Origin of the sequence: Phenylobacterium kunshanense (genome assembly GCF_003254525.1) — a bacterium.
Taxonomy (GTDB): Bacteria; Pseudomonadota; Alphaproteobacteria; order Caulobacterales; family Caulobacteraceae; genus Phenylobacterium; species Phenylobacterium kunshanense.
Genome location: NZ_QFYS01000015.1, coordinates 1 through 19,382 on the forward strand (window position 1 = coordinate 1; position 19,382 = coordinate 19,382).

Here is a 19,382-nt window from a genome sequence, read left to right on the forward strand (position 1 = left end):
CGCGAAGGCGGCCGGACCGTCGGTTCGGGCGTCGTCTCCAAGATCCTCAAGTAAGCCACCCGCTTACCTGAAGACCGAATACGAAGGGCCGTCGGGGGAAACCCCGGCGGCCCTTTCGCTTGCGGGGTCAATCCGGCGGCAGGTTGCGGTCCTGCGCGGCCTTGCGGCCACCCTCCGCGCCGTCGAGCAGGTCGGTGTCGGCCTGGTTCGGGGCATGGCCGTCCTGGCGGGCTTCGCCGCTGGCTGGGTCGGTGAGGGTCTTGTCGCTGCGGGCCGAGCCTTCCGCGCCGTGCGGCTCGGTGGCGGGGCGGGGTGCGCCGGGCTTCTGGTCCTGGTCGCGGTTGTACTGGGCGTCGTGGTTCTGGCTCATGCCACCCGAACGGGCAATGCGCGCGAAGGCTCCCGCGAAGAGGCTTGAAATGCCGCAGCGGTTGCGTCATACGCCTGCGTCCTACCCGACATCGTTGGAGTCTGCTTTTCTAGCCGCCGCGCGCGGACGACGGGTGTTTCACCCGGGATGAGGAAGCGGGCCGACGACGAGGATAGGGGCGCGTAGGAGTGTAGCTCAGCTGGTAGAGCATCGGTCTCCAAAACCGAGGGCCGGGGGTTCGAGTCCCTCCACTCCTGCCACCCTATATAAAGCGTAGGCATGAACCGGAGCGCGGCGGGCCGCGGCTCCAGATGAGAGTTAGACGAGCCGTATGGCCAGGAAACCCAATCCGCAGGCGATCCGCGAGCGCGCGGCGAAGACGGCCCAGGCCATGGGCGGTTCCGGCGGAGTCGCGGCCGACGCGCCGAAGAAGAAGACCAGCCTGCCGCAGTTCGCCCGCGAGGTCCGCGCCGAGGCGCGCAAGATCACGTGGACCAGCCGCAAGGAGACCTGGATCACCTCGGTCATGGTGGCGATCATGGTCGTGATCGCGTCGGTCTTCTTCGGGATCGTCGACTTCGGCCTCCGCGTGGGCGTGGCCCAAATCCTCAAGCTGGCCAACGCCGGGTGATCTGAAGATGTCTGAAGCCGAAGCAACGACCAAGGCCAACCCGCGCCACAAGTGGTACATCGTCCACGCCTACTCGAACTTCGAGAAGAAGGTGAAGGAGTCGATCCTCGATCAGGCCAAGCAGCACGGTCTTGAGGATCAGTTCTCGGAGGTCCTGGTGCCGACCGAGGACGTGGTGGAGATCCGCCGCGGCCGGAAGGTCAACGCCGAACGCAAGTTCTTCCCCGGCTACGTGCTGGTGAAGATGGAGCTGACGGACGAGGCCTATCACCTGATCAAGAACACCCCGAAGGTGACGGGCTTCCTGGGCTCGGGCTCCAAGCCGATCCCGGTCTCCGAAAAGGAAGTCCAGCGCATCATCGGCACGATCGAGGAGGGCGTTGAGCGGCCGAAGCCAACCATCTCCTTCGAGATCGGCGAGCAGGTCCGCGTGACCGATGGCCCGTTCGCCAGCTTCAACGGCTCGGTGGAGCAGGTCGACGAGGAACGCGCCCGTCTGCGGGTCACCGTTTCGATCTTCGGCCGCGCCACCCCGGTCGAGCTGGAATACGGCCAGGTCGAGAAGATCGCCTGACATTGCGCCGCGGTTGTCGCCGCGGCCCTTTCCTGATAGGAGCGCGCCCTTCGCAGACGGGCGCGTTCTTTGTTTTCCGTCTGCGACTTCAAATCCGTGGGAGAGGGCGGCCACCGTAACCTCGCACCACGGCTCATAACCGGCCGGGTTTCCGGCCATGAGGAGCAAAGATGGCCAAGAAGATCTTGGGCTATATCAAGCTGCAGGTGCCCGCGGGCTCCGCCACCCCGTCGCCGCCGATCGGCCCGGCGCTGGGTCAGCGCGGCGTCAACATCATGGGCTTCTGCAAGGAGTTCAACGCCCGGACCGAGAAGGAACCGAAGGGCACGCCCCTTCCGACCATCATCACGGTCTACCAGGACAAGTCGTTCACCTTCGTCACCAAGACCCCGCCGGCCACGCACTTCATCAAGGAAGCGCTGGGCCTGAAGTCGGGCTCCAAGGCGCCCGGCCGTGACGTCGCCGGCAAGATCACCCGCGCCCAGCTGCGCGACATCGCCGAAAAGAAGATGAAGGACCTCAACGCCAACGACGTCGAGGCCGCCGCCCGCATCATCGAGGGCTCCGCCCGCTCGATGGGCCTTCAGATCGTGGAGGCCTAAGCACATGGCCAAGCAACCCAAGCGCATGAAGGCCTGGACCGGCGACACCAACGCCGCCCACGCCCTGTCCGACGCCGTCAAGCTGGTGAAGGCCAACGCCAACGCCAAGTTCGACGAGAGCGTCGAGATCGCCGTCAACCTGGGCGTCGACCCGCGTCACGCCGACCAGCAGGTCCGCGGAGTGGTGGCCCTGCCGTCCGGCACCGGCCGCGACGTCCGCGTCGCCGTCATCGCCAAGGACGCCAAGGCCGAGGAAGCCAAGGCCGCCGGCGCCGAAGTCGTCGGCGCCGAGGACCTGGTCGAACGGATCCAGGGCGGCTTCATGGACTTCGACCGCGTGATCGCCACGCCGGACATGATGGCCCTCGTCGGCCGTCTGGGTAAGGTGCTGGGCCCGCGCGGCCTGATGCCGAACCCGCGCGTCGGCACCGTGACGCCGAACGTCGGCCAGGCCGTGAAGGACGCCAAGGGCGGCTCGATCGAGTTCCGCACCGAGAAGACCGGCATCATCCATGCCGGCATCGGCAAGGCCTCGTTCACCGAGGAAGCCCTGGAAGCCAACGTGAAGGCGATGATCGACGCCCTCAACAAGGCCAAGCCGTCGGGCGCCAAGGGCACCTACATCAAGAAGATCAGCCTGTCGTCGACGATGGGCCCGGGCTTCAAGGTGGAGACCGGTTCGGTCGGCGTCTGAGCCGACTGACTGTCAGACTTTGAGGGGCGCGGGGGGAGACCTCCGCGCCCTTTGTCGTGCTGGTGAGATAGCCGGATAGCCACGCGCGGCTAGATTGTGTATACGAGCACATGGCCTTCCATATCCGCGATGAAGATACCGACACGCTCGTGCGCAAACTTGCGCGCCGAAAGGGCGTGGGGCTGACGGAAGCGGTGCGGCTGGCGGTCGACGCCGAGCTGGCGCGAAGCGCGCAGGACGAACGGTCGGCGAAGGTCCGAGAGATTCAGGCCCGTATCGCCGCGCGGAGGCAATCCGGCCTGAAGGCGGACAAGGCGTTCTTCGACGACCTCTCCGGCCAGGGCGACGACTGATGTTTCTCGATGCGTCGGCGCTGTGCGCCGTGCTGTTGTCCGAGGACGACGCGGCGGCCTACGACGCGAAGATCGCCGCGGCGGCCGCTCCCATGACGTCCGCTGTCGCAATCTTCGAAACGGTTCTCGCGGTGGCGCGCGCGGGCGATGGGGACCTGGGTGTCGCGAGGCGCGCGGTGGACGAATACCTGAACGTCTCGAACGTGAAGATTGCGCCGGTCGGCGAGGCGGAGCTGGCCCGGGCGCTCGACGCGTTCGATCGGTTCGGCAAGGACCGCCATCCGGCCAGGCTGAACATGGGCAACTGCTTCGCCTACGCCTGCGCCAAGACGAATGGAGTGCCCCTGCTGTTCAAGGGCGACGACTTCGACCGGACGGATGTCGCGATCGCCTGACGCCGATCAGAGGCCAAGCACGGCCTTGGCCATGATGTTGCGCTGGATCTCGTTGGTCCCGGCATAGATCGTGCCGGCGCGGTCGTTGAAGTATTTGGCGGCGACGGTGAGGGCGTGCTCGGGCCCGACGAAACCCTGGTCGGCGGGCGGCGCGTAGAGGGGTGTGGGACCGCCGGGGCAGGCGGCGTGCGCCTGATAGAGGCCGCCGTAGGCGCCGGAGGCTTCCAGGGCGAGCTCGGTGAGGCGCTGGCTCAGCTCAGTGGACACGGTCTTCAGCATCGAGGAACGCGGGCCGGGGGCGTCGCCCTGGCTCATGTTGGCCAGGATCTGCAGTTCCACAGCTTCCAGGCTGTCGATCTCGATCGCCGCCTGGGCGAGGCGGGACATGAAGCCGTCGTCCCGGGCGAGGGCGCGGCCATCGTCGCCGGCTTCGGCGCCGGCCATCCGGCGGATGCGCTCCAGCCGCGCCTTCAGGCCGGGCGCAGAGACGCTGCCGCCGCGCTCGAACTCCATCAGGTACTTGGCCACCGTCCAGCCCTCGCCGATACGGCCGACGACATTGGCCTTGGGCACGCGCACGTCTGTGAAGAAGACGTCGTTCTGGATGTGCTCGCCCGACAGCATCAGGATCGGCCGCACCTCCACGCCCGGCGTCGTCATGTCGATCAGCAGGAAGGTGATGCCGCGCTGGGGGATCGCCTCCTGGCTGGTTCGCACGAGGCAAAAGATCCAGTTCGCGTCGTTGGCGTGGGTGGTCCACAGCTTGTGGCCGGAGCAGACGAGATGGTCGCCGTCGTCCACCGCGCTCATCTGCAGGCTGGCGAGGTCCGAGCCCGAGCCCGGCTCGGAATAGCCCTGGCACCAGAAGTGCTCGCCGGTCAGCATCCGCGGCAGGTAGTGGGCCTTCTGCTCGGCCGTGCCGTGGCCGATCAGGACGGGGCCGCACATGCCGATCCCCATGGGCGACAGCGGCGGCGCGTCGTTGGACGCCAGTTCCTGGGCGAAGATGTAGCGCTGGGCCGCCGTCCAGCCGCAGCCGCCATGCTCCACCGGCCAGGCTGGCGCGGCCCAACTGCGGGCGTGCAGGATCGCCTGCCAGGCCATGCCCAGCGTGTGGGGCGCATAGACGCTGGTCATCCGGCGGACGTCGCGCCGCATCTCCGCGGTCAGCTCGGCCTCGAGGAAGGCGCGCACCTCGTCGCGGAAGTCGAGGTCGGCCTGGCTCCAGCGGATCTGCATCTCAACCCTCCTGCATCGTCGGTGGAGAGGCTAGGATCGTTGACGTGTGGGAACGAAACAGGGGAGGGGTCGATGTCCGAGGTGACGCTGGAGCCGTGCGGACCCGAGCGGGCCGAGACGATCCAGAACCTCTTCCAGTTCTACGTCCACGACTTCACCGACTTCTGGGAAACCCGCCGGACAGAGCTCCAGGAGGACGGCCGGTTCGGACTCTATCCGCCGCTGCCGCGCTACTGGACTGATCCGAGTTGCTCGGCCTTCCTGATCCGCGCCGACGGAAATTTGGCGGGCTTCGTGCTGCTGGATCGCGACGGACATTCCGGGCGGCCCTGCGACTTCAACGTCGGCGAGTTCTTCGTCGCCCGGCACTACCGTCGGGAAGGCGTGGGGCGCGCGGCCGCGCTGCAGACCATCCGGCCGCGCAAGGGAGTCTGGGAGATCGCCGTCGCGCGCCGCAATTCCGGCGCCCAGGCCTTCTGGCGCGCCGTCGCGGCCGAGGTGGCCGTGGGGCCGGTGGAAGAGGTCGACCAGGACGATGCGCGATGGAACGGTCTCGTCCTCAGGCTGACCGCCGGCGGCTAGCGCGGAGCTTACCTCTCCGCCAGTCGCAGCCTATGGTGGTGGCAAGAGCAAGGGGAGGGACACATGCGGTGGAAGACGATCATCAGCGCCTTCGTGGCGGCCGTGCTGGCGGGGGCGGCCCATGCCGAGACGTTCAATTTCGTGGCGCTCGGAGACACGGCCTACAACCTGCCGCGGGACGCGCCGGTCTATGACGCGCTGATCGAGCGCATCAACAAGGCGCGGCCCGCCTTCTCGATCCACGTCGGCGACACATGGGGGGCGATGGCCTGCACCGAGGAGAGCCACCGCTACGTCCTCCGCCAGTTTGCGAAATTCGATCACCCGGTGGTCTACACGCCCGGCGACAACGAGTGGACCGACTGCCGCAAGCCGGAGATCCTCGAGGCGTATCACCGCTATGTTGTCGGCAAAGCGACGCCTCAGGACATGGGCCTGCTGTTGCCAGCGCGGACATTCGACGGCGCGTTCTCGAACTACGGCTACGCAGACCCTCTCTCGGGCCTCACGCTGATCCGGCGGCTCTATTTCGGCAAGCCCGAGAGCCTGGGCCAGCGTCCGATGCCGCTCACGCGCCAGACGGATGTCACGCCGGCCGTCGAGACGGCCGAGAACACGCGCTGGCAGAAGGGCGGGGTGGTCTTCGCGACGCTCAGCGTCCCGGGCTCGGCCAACGGGTTCACGCTCAACGATGAAGCCCAGGCCCGCGAGGCCATCGCTCGCAACCGCGCCAACGTCGACTGGATCAAGGCGACCTTCGCCGAGGCGAAGGCCAAGAACGCCAAGGCTGTGGTGCTGTCGCTGCAGGCGGGGCTGTTCGTGGACGGCCGGGGCGGTGACTTCACCGGCAAGGCGATCCGGGGCGGGTCGGATGGTCCGTTCTACTGGATCGTCTACGCCCTGCGCGACGAGGCGGCGAAGTTCGGCAAGCCGGTCCTGCTCATCAACGGCGACTACCATGACCTGGTCATCGACCGGCCGTTCATGGTCAGCCAGGGGGAGAGCAAGCCGCCGCTCTATGCGAACATCACCCGGCTCCAGGTCTATGGCGCGCCGGAACTGAAGGCGGTCCAGGTCACCGTCGACACGGAATCCCCCTGGGTGTTCAGCTTCCAGCCGCTCTACAACTGAGGCATGGAACTCAAAGCCACCCGCTACGACGTCCGCGACGGCGTCGCCGTCGTCACGCTCGCCCGGCCCAAGCGCCGCAACGCCTGGACTGGGCGGATGCACACCGAATACCGGTGGATCCTGCGCGAGGCCGACAACGATCCGGCCGTGCGGGTGATCGTGGTGACGGGCGATCCGGAGGGGAACGCTTTCTGCGCCGGGGCCGACCTGCAGGCGCTGGAGGGGCATTCCGAACGTGGCCAGTACGACGCGGGCACCCCTGAGGATATCCCCGAGCCGGGCTATGGCGTCGACCCGGCCTTCGATGCGACGTTCGCCTACCACTTCGGGATCGGTAAGCCGGTGATCGCGGCCATAAACGGCGCGGCCGCGGGCGTGGGGCTGGTGCTCGCGGCCTATGCGGACCTGCGGTTCTGCGTACCGGGTGCGAAGTTCACGGCGGCGCACGGGCGGTTCAATTTTCCGGCGGAGTACGGCCTGTCGTGGCTGCTGCCGCGGATTGTCGGCCTGACCCACGCCAACGACATCCTCCTGTCGAGCCGGGTCTTCACGGCGGAGGAGGCGGACCGGATGGGCTTCCTCAACCGGATCGTCCCGCCCGAGCGCCTGATGGATGAGGTGATGGCCTATGCGAAGGCCCTTGCTACCTCCGTGGCCCCCGGCTCGGCGCGGGAGACCAAGCGCCAGATCTACCGCGATCTCCACCGGGACGCCGCGAGCGCGGTGAAGGCGGCCGAGGCGCTGCTGGTCGAGATGTCCAGGACCCCGGACTACCGGGAAGGCGTGAAGGCCTGGATGGAGAAGCGGCCTGCCGACTGGAAGGGCTGACGCTACGCGGGCTTGACGCGCTGGCCGCGGCGCTTCACGGACCTGCCAACTTTTCGGAGGAAGCCCACGTGAGACGCGCCGCCATCGTCAGCCCCATCCGCACCGCCGTGGGCAAGTTCCAGGGAAGCCTCGCCAGTCTGACGGCCGGCGAGCTCGGCGCGGTGATCCTGAAGGCGCTGGTCGAGCGCACGAAGCTGGACCCGATGAAGGTGGACGACATCATCTTCGCTCAGGGCTACGGCAACGGCGAGGCGCCCTGCATCGCCCGCTGGTCGGCCCTGGCGGCGGACTTCCCGATCGAGATCCCCGGCTACCAGCTCGACCGCCGCTGCGGCTCGGGCCTGCAGGCGATCATCGACGCGGCCATGATGGTCCAGACCGGCGTCGCCGACGTGGTGATCGCCGGCGGCGTGGAGAGCATGAGCAACGTCGAGTACTATTCGCTCGACATGCGCAACGGCGCCCGGGCCGGCTCGGTGACCATGCACGACCGCCTGGCCCGCGGCCGGGTGATGAGCCAGCCGATCAGCCGCTTCGGCGTGATCAGCGGCATGATCGAGACCGCGGACAACCTGGCCCGCGACTATCAGATCAGCCGCGAAGAGGCCGACGAGTACGCGGTGATGAGCCACCAGCGCGCCGCCAAGGCCTGGGCCGAGGGCAAGTTCGACGACGAACTGGTGCCCGTGGCCGTGCCGCAGAAGAAGGGTGACCCGGTCATCTTCGCCAAGGACGAGGGCGTCCGCGCCGACGCCACGATGGAGAGCCTGGGCAAGCTGCGCGCCATCGAGAAGGACGGTGTGGTCACCGCCGGCAACGCCAGCCAGCAGAACGACGCCGCCGCCGCCTGCCTGGTGGTCGCCGAGGACAAGCTCGCCGAGCTGAACCTCGACCCGATGGGCTATTTCGTGAGCTGGGCCGCGGCCGGCTGCGATCCGTCGCGCATGGGCATCGGCCCGGTGCCGGCCGTGAAGCGCCTGTTCGAGCGCACCGGCATGGGCTGGGATGACATCGACCTCGTCGAGCTCAACGAGGCCTTCGCCCCGCAGGTCCTGGCCGTGCTGAAGGGCTGGGGCTGGGACGAGCGCGACCGGCTGAACGTCAACGGCTCGGGCATCAGCCTCGGCCACCCGATCGGCGCCACCGGCGGCCGCATCCTCGCCAACCTGCTGCGCGAGCTGAAGCGCCGCGATGGCAAGTACGGCCTGGAGACCATGTGCATCGGCGGCGGCCAGGGCATCGCGGCGATCTTCGAGCGGGCGTGAGGCCATGACCCGGGGCGAGGTGGAGGCGCTGTTCTCGCACCTCGCGCCCGACCTCGATGCGTTCGCAGCGCCCTGGGCCGTGATCGGCAGCGGGGCGCTGATCCTGCAGGGCGCGCCGCTGGACGAGGCGGCCGACCTCGACGTGGTCACTAGCGTCGGCGGCGCTGCGCGCTTGCGGTCCGCGTGGGCCGAGTGGCTCGAGCCGGGCGAGCCCAAGGCGCCGGATGGACCGTTCCGCTCGGAGGACTTCGCCCGCTACGTCACGCCGTGGGGGCCGGTCGAGGTGATGGGCGGGCTGAAGGTGAGGGGGCGCGTGCTGGCCGTCTCCGGACCGATCCCGCCGGCGTCAGAACTGCTCCGTATTCTGCGCCTCTTCGGCCGGCCGAAGGACCTGGCGAAAGCCGAGCAGGTCGAGGCCTGGCTCTCGGCGGGTTGAGTTTCCGGGCCGGCTCGTGTAAAGGCCCGCGCTTCGTCGATCCCGCAAGGGAGAGGCGAGGACGGGAGGCCCCTCCAAGGGCTTCCCATCCTGTCCAAGAACTGTGCAGCCGCCGGGGTCACCGACGGCCGTAACGCGAGGAGGGGCCCCTCCTCAGGCGCAGGGAGACGGGAAGATGACGTCCCACCCGTTCCAGCCGCAAAGGCCTGGGCGCGAGGGTCGCGGCTTTCCTCACAGGACAGGTGCTTACCGCGTGCGCACTCGCGCGTGCGCGGAACCTGAGTATGGAGACCGCAATGGACCGCGCTCAAAAGCAGGAAGCCATCGAGACGCTCAAGGGCGTCTTCGCTGACTCCGGCGCCGTGGTCGTGACCCACTACATGGGTCTGACCGTTGCGGAAATGACCGATCTCCGCGGCCGCCTCCGCAAGGAAGGCGCCTCGCTGCAGGTGGTGAAGAACACCCTGGCTCAGAAGGCGCTGCAAGGCGCGGCCGGCGAAGCGGGCGACGCCCTCTTCAAGGGCCCCGTCGCCATCGCTTTCGGCCCGGACCCCGTCTCCGCCGCCAAGGTCGCCACCCAGTACGCCAAGGACAATGACAAGTTCTCGGTCGTCGGCGGCCTCATGGGTCAACAGGTCCTGGACCAGAAGGCGATCAACGCCCTGGCCACCCTGCCGTCCCTGGACCAGCTCCGCGGCAAGATCATCGGCCTCCTCCAGGCCCCGGCGACCAAGGTCGCGGGCGTCCTGCAGGCTCCGGCCGGCCAGCTGGCGCGCGTCTTCAACGCGTACGCGACCAAAGACGCCGCCTGATCGGATCATCTTCCCCGACAACCTCTACCTCTAAGGAATCGAACACATGGCCAATCTCGAAAAGCTGGTCGACGAACTGTCGGCCCTGACCGTCCTGGAAGCCGCTGAGCTCTCCAAGCTGCTGGAAGAAAAGTGGGGCGTTTCCGCCGCCGCTCCGGTCGCCATGGCTGCCGCTCCGGCCGCCGGTGGCGCCGCTCCGGCCGAAGCCGCCGAAGAGCAAACCGAGTTCACCGTTGTCCTGACCGCCGGTGGCGACAAGAAGATCAACGTGATCAAGGAAGTCCGCGGCGTCCGTCCGGACCTCGGCCTGAAGGAAGCCAAGGACCTCGTCGAAGGCGCTCCGCAGAACGTGAAGGAAAACGTTTCCAAGCAGGAAGCGGAAGAGATCAAGAAGAAGCTCGAAGAAGCCGGCGCGACCGTCCAGATCAAGTAGTCTGGACGCGCTGGATCAGCGCTTCTGCAAGATCGAAGGGCCGGGAGCGATCCCGGCCCTTTTTTCGTGTTCCACGGGCTGGCGTGGAACACCAATTGGGCTTCGCGGGTTCGATACGGCGCGAGACCGGAAGTCGAAGCACCTGCCCGGGATATGCCCGGGAACGATACGGGCGGCGCGGAGGATCACCTCCGCGTCGCCTCCGCTTTTGGCGGCTAGGGGCTTCACAAGCTGTCCGAGATGGCGTAGTAGCCGCCGTTCGCGAACGCCTTCCGATTCACATCTTTCGATGCGGCCTTCGCGCGTGCAGGCCCCGAGGCATGGTCCGTAGCCCTCCGACCATGCGAAGGGGCGCCCCTGACGACACAGGGGTTCCAGGGTCCGGCTCCCGCAAGGGAGGCCGAGGGCGGACCCAGGATGAAGACACTCGACGCCGGGATTCCGTGCCCGTCGTCCTCAAGGGATCAAAATGGCGCAATCCTTTACCGGCAAGAAGCGGATCCGGAAGTCTTTCGGCCGCATCCCCGAAGCCGTGCAGATGCCGAACCTGATCGAGGTTCAGCGGTCGTCGTACGAGCAGTTCCTGCAGCGCGAGGTCCGCGCCGGCGAGCGGCGCGAAGAGGGCATCGAGGCGGTCTTCAAGTCCGTCTTCCCGATCAAGGACTTCAACGAGCGCGCGGTGCTCGAATACGTCTCCTACGAGTTCGAGGAGCCGAAGTACGACGTCGAGGAATGCGTCCAGCGCGACATGACCTATGCCGCGCCCCTGAAGGTGAAGCTGCGCCTCATCGTCTTCGAAACTGACGAAGAGACCCAGGCCCGCTCCGTGAAGGACATCAAGGAGCAGGACGTCTACATGGGCGACATCCCGCTCATGACGGAGAAGGGCACCTTCATCGTCAACGGGACCCAGCGCGTCATCGTCTCGCAGATGCACCGCTCGCCGGGCGTCTTCTTCGATCACGACAAGGGCAAGACCCACGCTTCGGGCAAGCTGCTGTTCGCCGCCCGCGTGATCCCGTACCGCGGCTCGTGGCTCGACTTCGAATTCGACGCCAAGGACATCGTCTACGTCCGCATCGACCGCCGCCGGAAGCTGCCGGCCACCACCTTCCTCATGGCCCTGGGCATGGACGGCGAGGAGATCCTCGGCACGTTCTATGACACCGTGCCCTACGAGAAGAAGGGCGAGGGCTGGGCGACGCCGTACAAGGCCGAGCGCTGGCGCGGGGTGAAGCCCGAGTTCCCGCTCATCGACGCTGACACCGGCGAGGAAGTCGCGCCCTCAGGGACGAAGATTTCGGCGCGGAACGCCAAGAAGCTCGCCGACAACGGCCTCAAGACGCTGCTGCTCGCGCCCGAAGCGCTGAACGGCCGCTACCTGGCCCGCGACCTGGTCAACTTCGAGACCGGCGAGATCTACGCCGAGGCCGGCGACGAGCTGGATCCGGCGCTGCTGACCAGCCTGGAAGAGCAGGGCTTCACCACCCTCGACGTGCTCGACGTCGACGAGGTGACGATCGGCGCTTACATGCGCAACACCCTGCGGGTCGACAAGAACACGGCCCGTGAGGATGCGCTGTTCGACATCTACCGCGTCATGCGCCCGGGCGAGCCGCCGACGGTGGAAGCCGCCGAGGCGATGTTCAAGAGCCTGTTCTTCGACGGTGAGCGCTACGACCTCAGCTCGGTCGGCCGCGTGAAGATGAACATGCGCCTGGAGCTGGACTGCCCCGACGATGTGCGGATCCTGCGCAAGGAAGATGTGATCGAGGTGCTGCGCACCCTGGTCGGCCTGCGCGACGGCAAGGGCGAGATCGACGACATCGACAACCTCGGCAACCGCCGGGTCCGCTCGGTGGGCGAACTGCTGGAGAACCAGTACCGCGTCGGCCTGCTGCGTATGGAGCGGGCGATCAAGGAGCGCATGAGCTCGGTCGATATCGACACGGTCATGCCGCACGACCTGATCAATGCGAAGCCGGCGGCCGCGGCCGTGCGGGAGTTCTTCGGCTCCTCGCAGCTCTCGCAGTTCATGGACCAGACCAACCCGCTGTCCGAGATCACCCACAAGCGCCGCCTGTCGGCCCTTGGCCCGGGCGGTCTGACCCGCGAGCGGGCGGGCTTCGAGGTCCGCGACGTGCACCCGACCCACTACGGCCGGATCTGCCCGATCGAGACGCCTGAAGGTCCGAACATCGGCCTGATCAACTCGCTCGCCACCCACGCGGTGGTGAACAAGTACGGCTTCATCGAGAGCCCCTACCGGCGCATCCGTGACGGCAAGACCACCGAGGAAGTGGTCTACATGTCGGCCATGGAAGAGGCGAAGCACGTCATCGCCCAGGCCAACATCAAGCTCGAGAACGGCGAGATCGTCGAAGACCTCGTCCCGGGCCGCGTCAACGGCGAACCTTCGCTGCTGCCGAGGGACCAGGTCGACCTGATGGACGTGTCGCCGAAGCAGGTCGTCTCGGTCGCCGCGTCGCTGATCCCGTTCCTTGAAAACGACGACGCCAACCGCGCCCTGATGGGCTCGAACATGCAGAAGCAGGCCGTGCCGCTCATCCAGTCGGATGCGCCGCTGGTGGGCACGGGCATGGAGAGCGTCGTCGCCGTGGACTCGGGCGCCGTCGTGGTGGCCCGCCGGACCGGCGTCGTCGAGCAGATCGACGGCACGCGTATCGTCATCCGCGCCACCGAGGAGACCGACCCCTCCAAGCCGGGCGTCGACATCTACCGGCTGCAGAAGTTCCAGCGCTCAAACACCTCGACCTGCATCAACCAGCGTCCGCTGGTGCGGGTGGGCGACAGCGTGCGCGCCGGCGACGTGATCGCCGATGGCCCGTCGACCGAGCTGGGCGAACTGGCGCTGGGCCGTAACGCCCTCGTCGCGTTCATGCCCTGGAACGGCTACAACTTCGAAGACTCGATCCTGATCTCCGAACGGATCGTGCGCGACGACGTCTTCACCTCGATCCACATCGAGGAGTTCGAAGTCATGGCCCGCGACACCAAGCTGGGCCCCGAAGAGATCACCCGCGACATCCCGAACGTCGGCGAGGAAGCCCTGCGCAACCTCGACGAGGCCGGCATCGTGGCGATCGGCGCCGAGGTCATGCCGGGCGACATTCTGGTCGGCAAGGTGACGCCGAAGGGTGAAAGCCCGATGACGCCGGAAGAAAAGCTGCTGCGCGCCATCTTCGGCGAAAAGGCCTCGGACGTGCGCGACACCTCCCTGCGCCTGCCGCCGGGCGTCGCCGGGACGATCGTGGAAGTCCGCGTGTTCAACCGTCACGGCGTCGACAAGGACGAGCGCGCCCTGGCCATCGAACGCGCCGAGATCGACCGTCTGGGCAAGGACCGCGACGACGAGTTCGCGATCCTGAACCGCAACATGCAGGGCCGCCTCCGCCAGCTCCTGGTCGGCAAGAACGCCGTGTCCGGTCCGAAGGGCCTGGGCCGCGGCGAGATCACCGCCGACAAGCTGGAAGAGATCGCGCCCGGTCTGTGGTGGCAGATCGCCCTCGACGACGAGAAGGCGATGGGCGAGCTCGAAGCGCTGCGCAAGCAGTTCGACGACGCCCGCAAGCGCCTCGACCGCCGCTTCGAGGACAAGGTCGACAAGCTGCAGCGCGGCGATGAGCTGCCCCCCGGCGTGATGAAGATGGTCAAGGTGTTCGTCGCGGTGAAGCGCAAGCTGCAGCCGGGCGACAAGATGGCCGGCCGTCACGGCAACAAGGGGGTCATCTCCAAGATCCTGCCGATCGAGGACATGCCCTATCTGGAAAACGGCCAGCACGTGGACATCGTGCTGAACCCGCTGGGCGTGCCGTCGCGGATGAACGTGGGTCAGATCTTCGAGACCCACCTCGGCTGGGCCGCTGCGGGTCTTGGCAAGCAGGTCGCCGACATGCTCGAGGCCTGGCAGAACGGCGGCCAGCGCCAGGCGCTGATCGACCACCTGAAGGACGTCTACGGCGCCGACCAGGAGCTGCCCGAAACCGACGAGGAGCTGGTCGAACTGGCCCGCAACCTGTCGAAGGGCATTCCGTTCGCCACGCCCGTGTTCGACGGCGCCCACATCGACGACATCGAGAACCTGCTGGAGAAGGCGGGCCTCGACCGTTCCGGCCAGTCGTACCTGTACGACGGTCAGACGGGCGAGCGGTTCAAGCGTCCGGTCACGGTCGGCTACATCTACATGCTGAAGCTGCACCACCTGGTCGACGACAAGATCCACGCCCGCTCGATCGGTCCGTACAGCCTCGTCACCCAGCAGCCGCTGGGCGGCAAGGCTCAGTTCGGCGGTCAGCGCTTCGGGGAAATGGAGGTGTGGGCGCTCGAAGCCTACGGCGCCGCCTACACCCTGCAGGAGATGCTGACGGTGAAGTCGGACGACGTGGCCGGCCGGACCAAGGTCTACGAAAGCATCGTCCGTGGCGACGACACCTTCGAGGCCGGCATTCCGGAGAGCTTCAACGTGCTGGTCAAGGAGATGCGCTCCCTGGGCCTCAACGTGGAGCTGGAGAACTCGTAGCCTTCGACCGCTCGTTCCCGCGCAGGCGGGAACCCAGGCTGAGCCCGACGCTGGATAGCGAACTCAGATTGGATCCCCGCCTTCGCGGGGATGAGCGGGAGACGGGAACGAGCCCAAACTGAAATTCACGCGGCTCACGCCGCAGAAGGAACCAAGATGAACCAGGAAGTCCTGAACATCTTCAATCCGGTCCAGGCCGCTCCGACCTTCGACCGCATCCGCATCGCCCTGGCCTCGCCGGAGAAGATCCGCTCGTGGTCGTTCGGCGAGATCAAGAAGCCCGAGACGATCAACTACCGCACGTTCAAGCCCGAGCGTGACGGCCTGTTCTGCGCCCGCATCTTCGGCCCGACGAAGGACTACGAGTGCCTTTGCGGCAAGTACAAGCGGATGAAGTACAAGGGCATCATCTGCGAGAAGTGCGGGGTCGAAGTGACCCTGGCGCGCGTCCGGCGCGAGCGGATGGGCCACATCGAGCTCGCCTCGCCGGTCGCCCACATCTGGTTCCTGAAGTCGCTGCCGAGCCGCATCGCGCTGATGCTGGACATGGCGCTGAAGGACATCGAGCGCGTCCTCTACTTCGAATACTACATCGTCACCGAGCCGGGCCTGACCCCGCTGAAGCAGCACCAGCTGCTCTCGGAAGATGACTACCTGCGCTTCCAGGAAGAGTTCGGCGACGACAGCTTCACCGCCGAGATCGGCGCCGAGGCGGTCCAGGGCCTGCTGAAGGCGATCGACCTCGAGAAGGAGGCCGAGAAGCTCCGCGAGGACCTGAAGACCACCACCTCGGAGATGAAGCTCAAGAAGACGTCCAAGCGTCTGAAGCTCATCGAGAGCTTCATCGAGAGCAACAACAAGCCCGAGTGGATGGTCCTGTCGGTGATCCCCGTGATCCCGCCGGAACTGCGCCCGCTGGTGCCGCTGGACGGCGGTCGCTTCGCGACGTCGGACCTGAACGACCTGTATCGCCGGGTCATCAACCGGAACAACCGCCTGAAGCGCCTCATCGAGCTGCGCGCGCCCGACATCATCATCCGCAACGAAAAGCGGATGCTGCAGGAAGCCGTCGACGCCCTGTTCGATAACGGCCGCCGCGGCCGCGTCATCACCGGCGCCAACAAGCGTCCGCTGAAGTCGCTCGCCGACATGCTGAAGGGCAAGCAGGGCCGCTTCCGCCAGAACCTGCTCGGCAAGCGCGTCGACTACTCGGGCCGTTCGGTCATCGTGGTGGGCCCTGAGCTGAAGCTGCACGAGTGCGGCCTGCCGAAGAAGATGGCCCTCGAGCTGTTCAAGCCGTTCATCTACGCGCGCCTGGACGCCAAGGGCCTGTCGGGCACCGTGAAGCAGTCCAAGCGCATGGTGGAGCGCGAGCAGCCGGCCGTCTGGGACATCCTGGACGAGGTGATCCGCGAGCACCCGGTGCTGCTGAACCGCGCGCCGACGCTGCACCGCCTGGGCATCCAGGCGTTCGAGCCGAAGCTGATCGAGGGCAAGGCGATCCAGCTTCACCCGCTGGTCTGCGCCGCCTTCAACGCCGACTTCGACGGCGACCAGATGGCCGTCCACGTGCCGCTGTCGCTGGAAGCCCAGCTCGAAGCGCGCGTGCTGATGATGAGCACGAACAACATCCTGTCGCCCGCCAACGGCCGGCCGATCATCGTGCCGTCTCAGGACATCGTTCTCGGCCTCTACTACCTGTCTCTGGCCAAGGACAACGAGCCGGGCGAGGGCAAGGTCTTCACCGACCTGGCCGAGATCGACCAGGCGCTGGACGCCAAGGTCGTCACCCTGCACACGAAGATCAAGGCGCGTCACACCGAGATGGACGCCGACGGCAACGTCGTGCGGAAGATCATCGACACGACGCCCGGCCGGATGAAGATCGCGGCCCTGCTGCCGCACAACCCGGCGATCGGTCACCGTCTCCTCGAGAAGAACCTCACCAAGAAGGAGATCGGGAACCTGATCGACGCCGTCTACCGGCACTGCGGTCAGAAGGCGACGGTCATCTTCGCCGACCAGATCATGGGCCTGGGCTTCCGCGAGGCGGCCAAGGCGGGCATCTCCTTCGGCAAGGACGACATCGTCATCCCGGCCCGCAAGGCGCCGATCGTCGATGAGACCCGCAAGCTCGTGGAAGAGTACGAGCAGCAGTACGCCGACGGCCTGATCACCAAGGGCGAGAAGTACAACAAGGTCGTCGACGCCTGGGCCAAGGCCACGGATCGCGTCGCCGACGAGATGATGGCCGAGATCTCCTCCGCTCCCGTGGGCGCGGATGGTCGCCAGCTTGAGATCAACTCGATCTTCATGATGGCCAACTCGGGCGCCCGCGGCTCGCAGGCGCAGATGAAGCAGCTCGGCGGGATGCGCGGCCTGATGGCCAAGCCGTCCGGCGAGATCATCGAGACGCCGATCATCTCGAACTTCAAGGAAGGCCTGACCGTCCAGGAGTACTTCAACTCCACCCACGGCGCCCGTAAGGGCCTGGCCGACACCGCGCTGAAGACGGCCAACTCGGGCTACCTGACCCGTCGTCTGGTCGACGTGGCCCAGGACTGCATCATCACCGAGGAAGACTGCGGCACCACCCGGGGCATCACGCTCCGCGCCGTGGTCGAGGGCGGCGACGTGCTGGTCTCGCTCGGCCAGCGCATCCTGGGTCGCTTCGCGGCCGAGGACGTGAAGGATCCGGGTACGCAGGAAGTCATCGTTCCCGCCGACACCTATCTCGACGAGAACATGATCGATCTGGTCGAGAGCGCTGGCGTCCAGTCGGTGAAGATCCGCTCGGTCCTGACCTGCGAGACCAAGGTCGGCGTCTGCGGCGCCTGCTACGGCCGCGACCTGGCGCGCGGCACGCCGGTGAACATCGGCGAAGCCGTGGGCGTCATCGCCGCCCAGTCGATCGGCGAGCCGGGCACCCAGCTGACGATGCGGACCTTCCACATCGGCGGCACCGCACAGGTGGCCGAGCAGTCGTTCTTCGAAAGCGCCAACGAAGGTGTCGCCCGGATCTCCGGCGGCAACACCGTGGTCGGCGCCGACGGCGTGCTGATCTCGATGAGCCGCAACCTGACGCTGACCATCCAGGTCGATGGCAAGGATCGCGAGTCCTACAAGGTCCCCTACGGCGCCCGCTTCCAGATCAAGGACGGCGACAAGGTCAAGCGCGGCCAGCGCCTGGCCACCTGGGACCCCTACACCACGCCGATCATCACGGAAGTGGGCGGCAAGGTGCGGTTCGAGGACCTGGTGGAGAACTTCTCGTTCCGCGAGGAGGCCGACGAAGCCACGGGCATCTCCAACCGCGTGGTCATCGACTGGCGCGCCAGCTCGAAGGGTTCGGACCTGCGTCCGGCCATGGCGGTGCTGGACGAGAGCGGCGCCTACAAGCGCCTCTCCAACGGCGGTGAAGCGCGTTACCTGCTCCCGGTGGGCGCCATTCTCTCCATCGGCGACGGTGACGAGGTGAAGCCCGGCGAGATCATGGCGCGTATCCCGACCGAGAGCGCCAAGACCCGGGACATCACCGGCGGTCTGCCGCGCGTGGCCGAGCTGTTTGAAGCCCGCCGTCCGAAGGACTGCGCCGTCATTGCCGAGATGGACGGCCGCGTGGAATTCGGGCGCGACTACAAGAACAAGCGCCGGATCAAGATCACGCCGGAGGACGGTGGCGATCCGGTCGAGTTCCTGATCCCGAAGGGCAAGCACATCGCGGTCCACGACGGCGACGTCATCCGCAAGGGCGAGTACCTGATCGACGGCAACCCGGATCCGCACGATATCCTGCGCATCCAGGGCATCGAGGCGCTGGCCGACTTCCTGGTGAACGAAATCCAGGAGGTCTACCGACTGCAGGGCGTGCCGATCAACGACAAGCACATCGAGACGATCGTCCGTCAGATGCTGCAGAAGGTGGAGATCCTGGAGCCGGGCGATACCGGTCTGCTCAAGGGCGACCACTTGGACAAGCAGGAAGTCGAAGACGAAAGCGCCAAGGCGGAAGCCCGCGGCGGTCGTCCGGCGCTTACCCAGCCCGTCCTGCTCGGCATCACCAAGGCCTCGCTGCAGACCCGCAGCTTCATCTCCGCGGCCTCGTTCCAGGAGACGACCCGGGTGCTCACCGAAGCCGCGGTCCAGGGGAAGAGCGACACCCTGGAAGGCCTCAAGGAGAACGTCATCGTGGGCCGCCTGATCCCGGCGGGTACGGGCTCGTATCTGCGGAACCTGCAGCGCATCGCCGCCAAGCGCGACGAGGCCCTCACGCAGAGCCGCGAGGAGGCCATGGAGCCGCTGCCGGCCGAGATCGCCGACGCGGCCGAGGCCGAGACGGTCGAAGGCTAAACTCTCCAGTAGCTGTCACGCGTAGCGAGCGGCCCGGGAGCGATCCCGGGCCGTTTTGCCTTGCGCGGCCCGCCTGCCGGTTGCGCCCAAGCTTCACTGCAAGCTACCGTCGCGCTCGGGGAAGTGCTTCGGGGGAGTTCTCAATGC

General features: G+C 66.9%; 17 protein-coding genes and 1 tRNA gene. 16 read left to right on the plus strand and 2 right to left on the minus strand.

The genetic code is table 11. The features are described from left to right. Positions 1–127: 127 nt before the first annotated feature. The gene (locus DJ019_RS20325; protein WP_111278663.1) at positions 128–370 is read right to left on the minus strand and encodes a hypothetical protein; all 243 of its coding nucleotides are present in this window, start codon (positions 368–370) and stop codon (positions 128–130) included. Positions 371–554: 184 nt separating this feature from the next. Between DJ019_RS20325 and DJ019_RS20330 the strand changes: the two genes are divergently transcribed. The 7 genes from DJ019_RS20330 to DJ019_RS20360 all read left to right on the plus strand — a co-directional run bounded on the left by DJ019_RS20330 (position 555) and on the right by DJ019_RS20360 (position 3,619). Continuing rightward, positions 555–630 (plus strand) — tRNA-Trp (locus tag DJ019_RS20330). 71 nt (positions 631–701) lie between these two features. Then, positions 702–1,001 carry a preprotein translocase subunit SecE gene (gene secE, locus DJ019_RS20335; RefSeq protein ID WP_111278665.1) on the plus strand — a complete coding sequence of 100 codons (300 nt, stop codon included), beginning with the start codon at positions 702–704 and terminating at the stop codon, positions 999–1,001. A 7-nt stretch (positions 1,002–1,008) separates the two neighbouring features. Beyond that, entirely contained in the window at positions 1,009–1,575 is a 567-nt protein-coding gene (gene nusG, locus DJ019_RS20340) for a transcription termination/antitermination protein NusG (RefSeq protein ID WP_111278667.1), read from the plus strand. A gap of 170 nt (positions 1,576–1,745) precedes the next feature. Then, positions 1,746–2,177 carry a 50S ribosomal protein L11 gene (rplK, locus tag DJ019_RS20345; RefSeq protein ID WP_111278669.1) on the plus strand — a complete coding sequence of 144 codons (432 nt, stop codon included), beginning with the start codon at positions 1,746–1,748 and terminating at the stop codon, positions 2,175–2,177. Between the two features lie 4 nt (positions 2,178–2,181). Beyond that, entirely contained in the window at positions 2,182–2,871 is a 690-nt protein-coding gene (gene rplA, locus DJ019_RS20350) for a 50S ribosomal protein L1 (protein ID WP_111278671.1), read from the plus strand. Between the two features lie 110 nt (positions 2,872–2,981). Next, the gene (locus tag DJ019_RS20355) at positions 2,982–3,224 is read left to right on the plus strand and encodes a type II toxin-antitoxin system VapB family antitoxin (protein WP_111278673.1); all 243 of its coding nucleotides are present in this window, start codon (positions 2,982–2,984) and stop codon (positions 3,222–3,224) included. Then, complete coding sequence (locus DJ019_RS20360) at positions 3,224–3,619, plus strand: type II toxin-antitoxin system VapC family toxin (RefSeq protein WP_111278675.1); 396 nt, start codon at positions 3,224–3,226, stop codon at positions 3,617–3,619. The genes DJ019_RS20355 and DJ019_RS20360 overlap by 1 nt, the downstream gene beginning before the upstream one ends. A gap of 6 nt (positions 3,620–3,625) precedes the next feature. Here DJ019_RS20360 and DJ019_RS20365 read toward each other — a convergent pair whose 3' ends face one another. After that, positions 3,626–4,858 (minus strand): acyl-CoA dehydrogenase family protein, encoded by a 1,233-nt coding sequence (locus tag DJ019_RS20365; protein ID WP_111278677.1) that lies wholly within the window; start codon positions 4,856–4,858, stop codon positions 3,626–3,628. Positions 4,859–4,930: 72 nt separating this feature from the next. Here DJ019_RS20365 and DJ019_RS20370 point away from each other — a divergent pair, with 72 nt between their 5' ends. The 9 genes from DJ019_RS20370 (at position 4,931) to rpoC (ending at position 19,235) form a co-directional block, all read left to right on the plus strand. Beyond that, positions 4,931–5,440 (plus strand): GNAT family N-acetyltransferase, encoded by a 510-nt coding sequence (locus tag DJ019_RS20370; protein WP_111278679.1) that lies wholly within the window; start codon positions 4,931–4,933, stop codon positions 5,438–5,440. Between the two features lie 63 nt (positions 5,441–5,503). Continuing rightward, on the plus strand, positions 5,504–6,571 hold the full coding sequence (locus tag DJ019_RS20375) for a hypothetical protein (protein WP_111278681.1): 1,068 nt from the start codon (positions 5,504–5,506) through the stop codon (positions 6,569–6,571). Between the two features lie 3 nt (positions 6,572–6,574). After that, positions 6,575–7,399, plus strand: coding sequence for an enoyl-CoA hydratase-related protein (locus DJ019_RS20380; RefSeq protein WP_111278683.1), 825 nt, complete (start codon positions 6,575–6,577; stop codon positions 7,397–7,399). Between the two features lie 68 nt (positions 7,400–7,467). Beyond that, entirely contained in the window at positions 7,468–8,664 is a 1,197-nt protein-coding gene (locus DJ019_RS20385) for an acetyl-CoA C-acetyltransferase (protein WP_111278685.1), read from the plus strand. A gap of 4 nt (positions 8,665–8,668) precedes the next feature. Beyond that, entirely contained in the window at positions 8,669–9,100 is a 432-nt protein-coding gene (locus DJ019_RS20390; RefSeq protein ID WP_111278687.1) for a hypothetical protein, read from the plus strand. A 296-nt stretch (positions 9,101–9,396) separates the two neighbouring features. After that, entirely contained in the window at positions 9,397–9,912 is a 516-nt protein-coding gene (gene rplJ / locus DJ019_RS20395) for a 50S ribosomal protein L10 (protein ID WP_111278689.1), read from the plus strand. A gap of 46 nt (positions 9,913–9,958) precedes the next feature. Further along, a complete protein-coding gene (gene rplL / locus DJ019_RS20400) occupies positions 9,959–10,345 on the plus strand; it encodes a 50S ribosomal protein L7/L12 (RefSeq protein WP_111278691.1) in 387 nt (128 codons plus the stop codon). Positions 10,346–10,814: 469 nt separating this feature from the next. Beyond that, positions 10,815–14,885 (plus strand): DNA-directed RNA polymerase subunit beta, encoded by a 4,071-nt coding sequence (rpoB, locus tag DJ019_RS20405; RefSeq protein WP_111278693.1) that lies wholly within the window; start codon positions 10,815–10,817, stop codon positions 14,883–14,885. A 156-nt stretch (positions 14,886–15,041) separates the two neighbouring features. Then, entirely contained in the window at positions 15,042–19,235 is a 4,194-nt protein-coding gene (rpoC, locus tag DJ019_RS20410; protein WP_111278695.1) for a DNA-directed RNA polymerase subunit beta', read from the plus strand. The last annotated feature ends 147 nt before the right edge of the window (positions 19,236–19,382 follow it).

What these genes read in the sequence shown, in the direction of transcription:
- nusG (WP_111278667.1), top strand. Translation starts at nt 1,009, where the DNA reads ATGTCTGAAGCCGAAGCAACGACCAAGGCCAACCCGCGCCACAAGTGG.
- DJ019_RS20365 (WP_111278677.1), bottom strand. Translation starts at nt 4,858, where the DNA reads ATGCAGATCCGCTGGAGCCAGGCCGACCTCGACTTCCGCGACGAGGTG.
- DJ019_RS20375 (WP_111278681.1), top strand. Translation starts at nt 5,504, where the DNA reads ATGCGGTGGAAGACGATCATCAGCGCCTTCGTGGCGGCCGTGCTGGCG.
- DJ019_RS20380 (WP_111278683.1), top strand. Translation starts at nt 6,575, where the DNA reads ATGGAACTCAAAGCCACCCGCTACGACGTCCGCGACGGCGTCGCCGTC.
- rplK (WP_111278669.1), top strand. Translation starts at nt 1,746, where the DNA reads ATGGCCAAGAAGATCTTGGGCTATATCAAGCTGCAGGTGCCCGCGGGC.
- DJ019_RS20370 (WP_111278679.1), top strand. Translation starts at nt 4,931, where the DNA reads ATGTCCGAGGTGACGCTGGAGCCGTGCGGACCCGAGCGGGCCGAGACG.
- DJ019_RS20390 (WP_111278687.1), top strand. Translation starts at nt 8,669, where the DNA reads ATGACCCGGGGCGAGGTGGAGGCGCTGTTCTCGCACCTCGCGCCCGAC.
- DJ019_RS20325 (WP_111278663.1), bottom strand. Translation starts at nt 370, where the DNA reads ATGAGCCAGAACCACGACGCCCAGTACAACCGCGACCAGGACCAGAAG.
- rplA (WP_111278671.1), top strand. Translation starts at nt 2,182, where the DNA reads ATGGCCAAGCAACCCAAGCGCATGAAGGCCTGGACCGGCGACACCAAC.
- DJ019_RS20355 (WP_111278673.1), top strand. Translation starts at nt 2,982, where the DNA reads ATGGCCTTCCATATCCGCGATGAAGATACCGACACGCTCGTGCGCAAA.
- rplJ (WP_111278689.1), top strand. Translation starts at nt 9,397, where the DNA reads ATGGACCGCGCTCAAAAGCAGGAAGCCATCGAGACGCTCAAGGGCGTC.
- rpoC (WP_111278695.1), top strand. Translation starts at nt 15,042, where the DNA reads ATGAACCAGGAAGTCCTGAACATCTTCAATCCGGTCCAGGCCGCTCCG.
- DJ019_RS20360 (WP_111278675.1), top strand. Translation starts at nt 3,224, where the DNA reads ATGTTTCTCGATGCGTCGGCGCTGTGCGCCGTGCTGTTGTCCGAGGAC.
- rplL (WP_111278691.1), top strand. Translation starts at nt 9,959, where the DNA reads ATGGCCAATCTCGAAAAGCTGGTCGACGAACTGTCGGCCCTGACCGTC.
- rpoB (WP_111278693.1), top strand. Translation starts at nt 10,815, where the DNA reads ATGGCGCAATCCTTTACCGGCAAGAAGCGGATCCGGAAGTCTTTCGGC.
- secE (WP_111278665.1), top strand. Translation starts at nt 702, where the DNA reads ATGGCCAGGAAACCCAATCCGCAGGCGATCCGCGAGCGCGCGGCGAAG.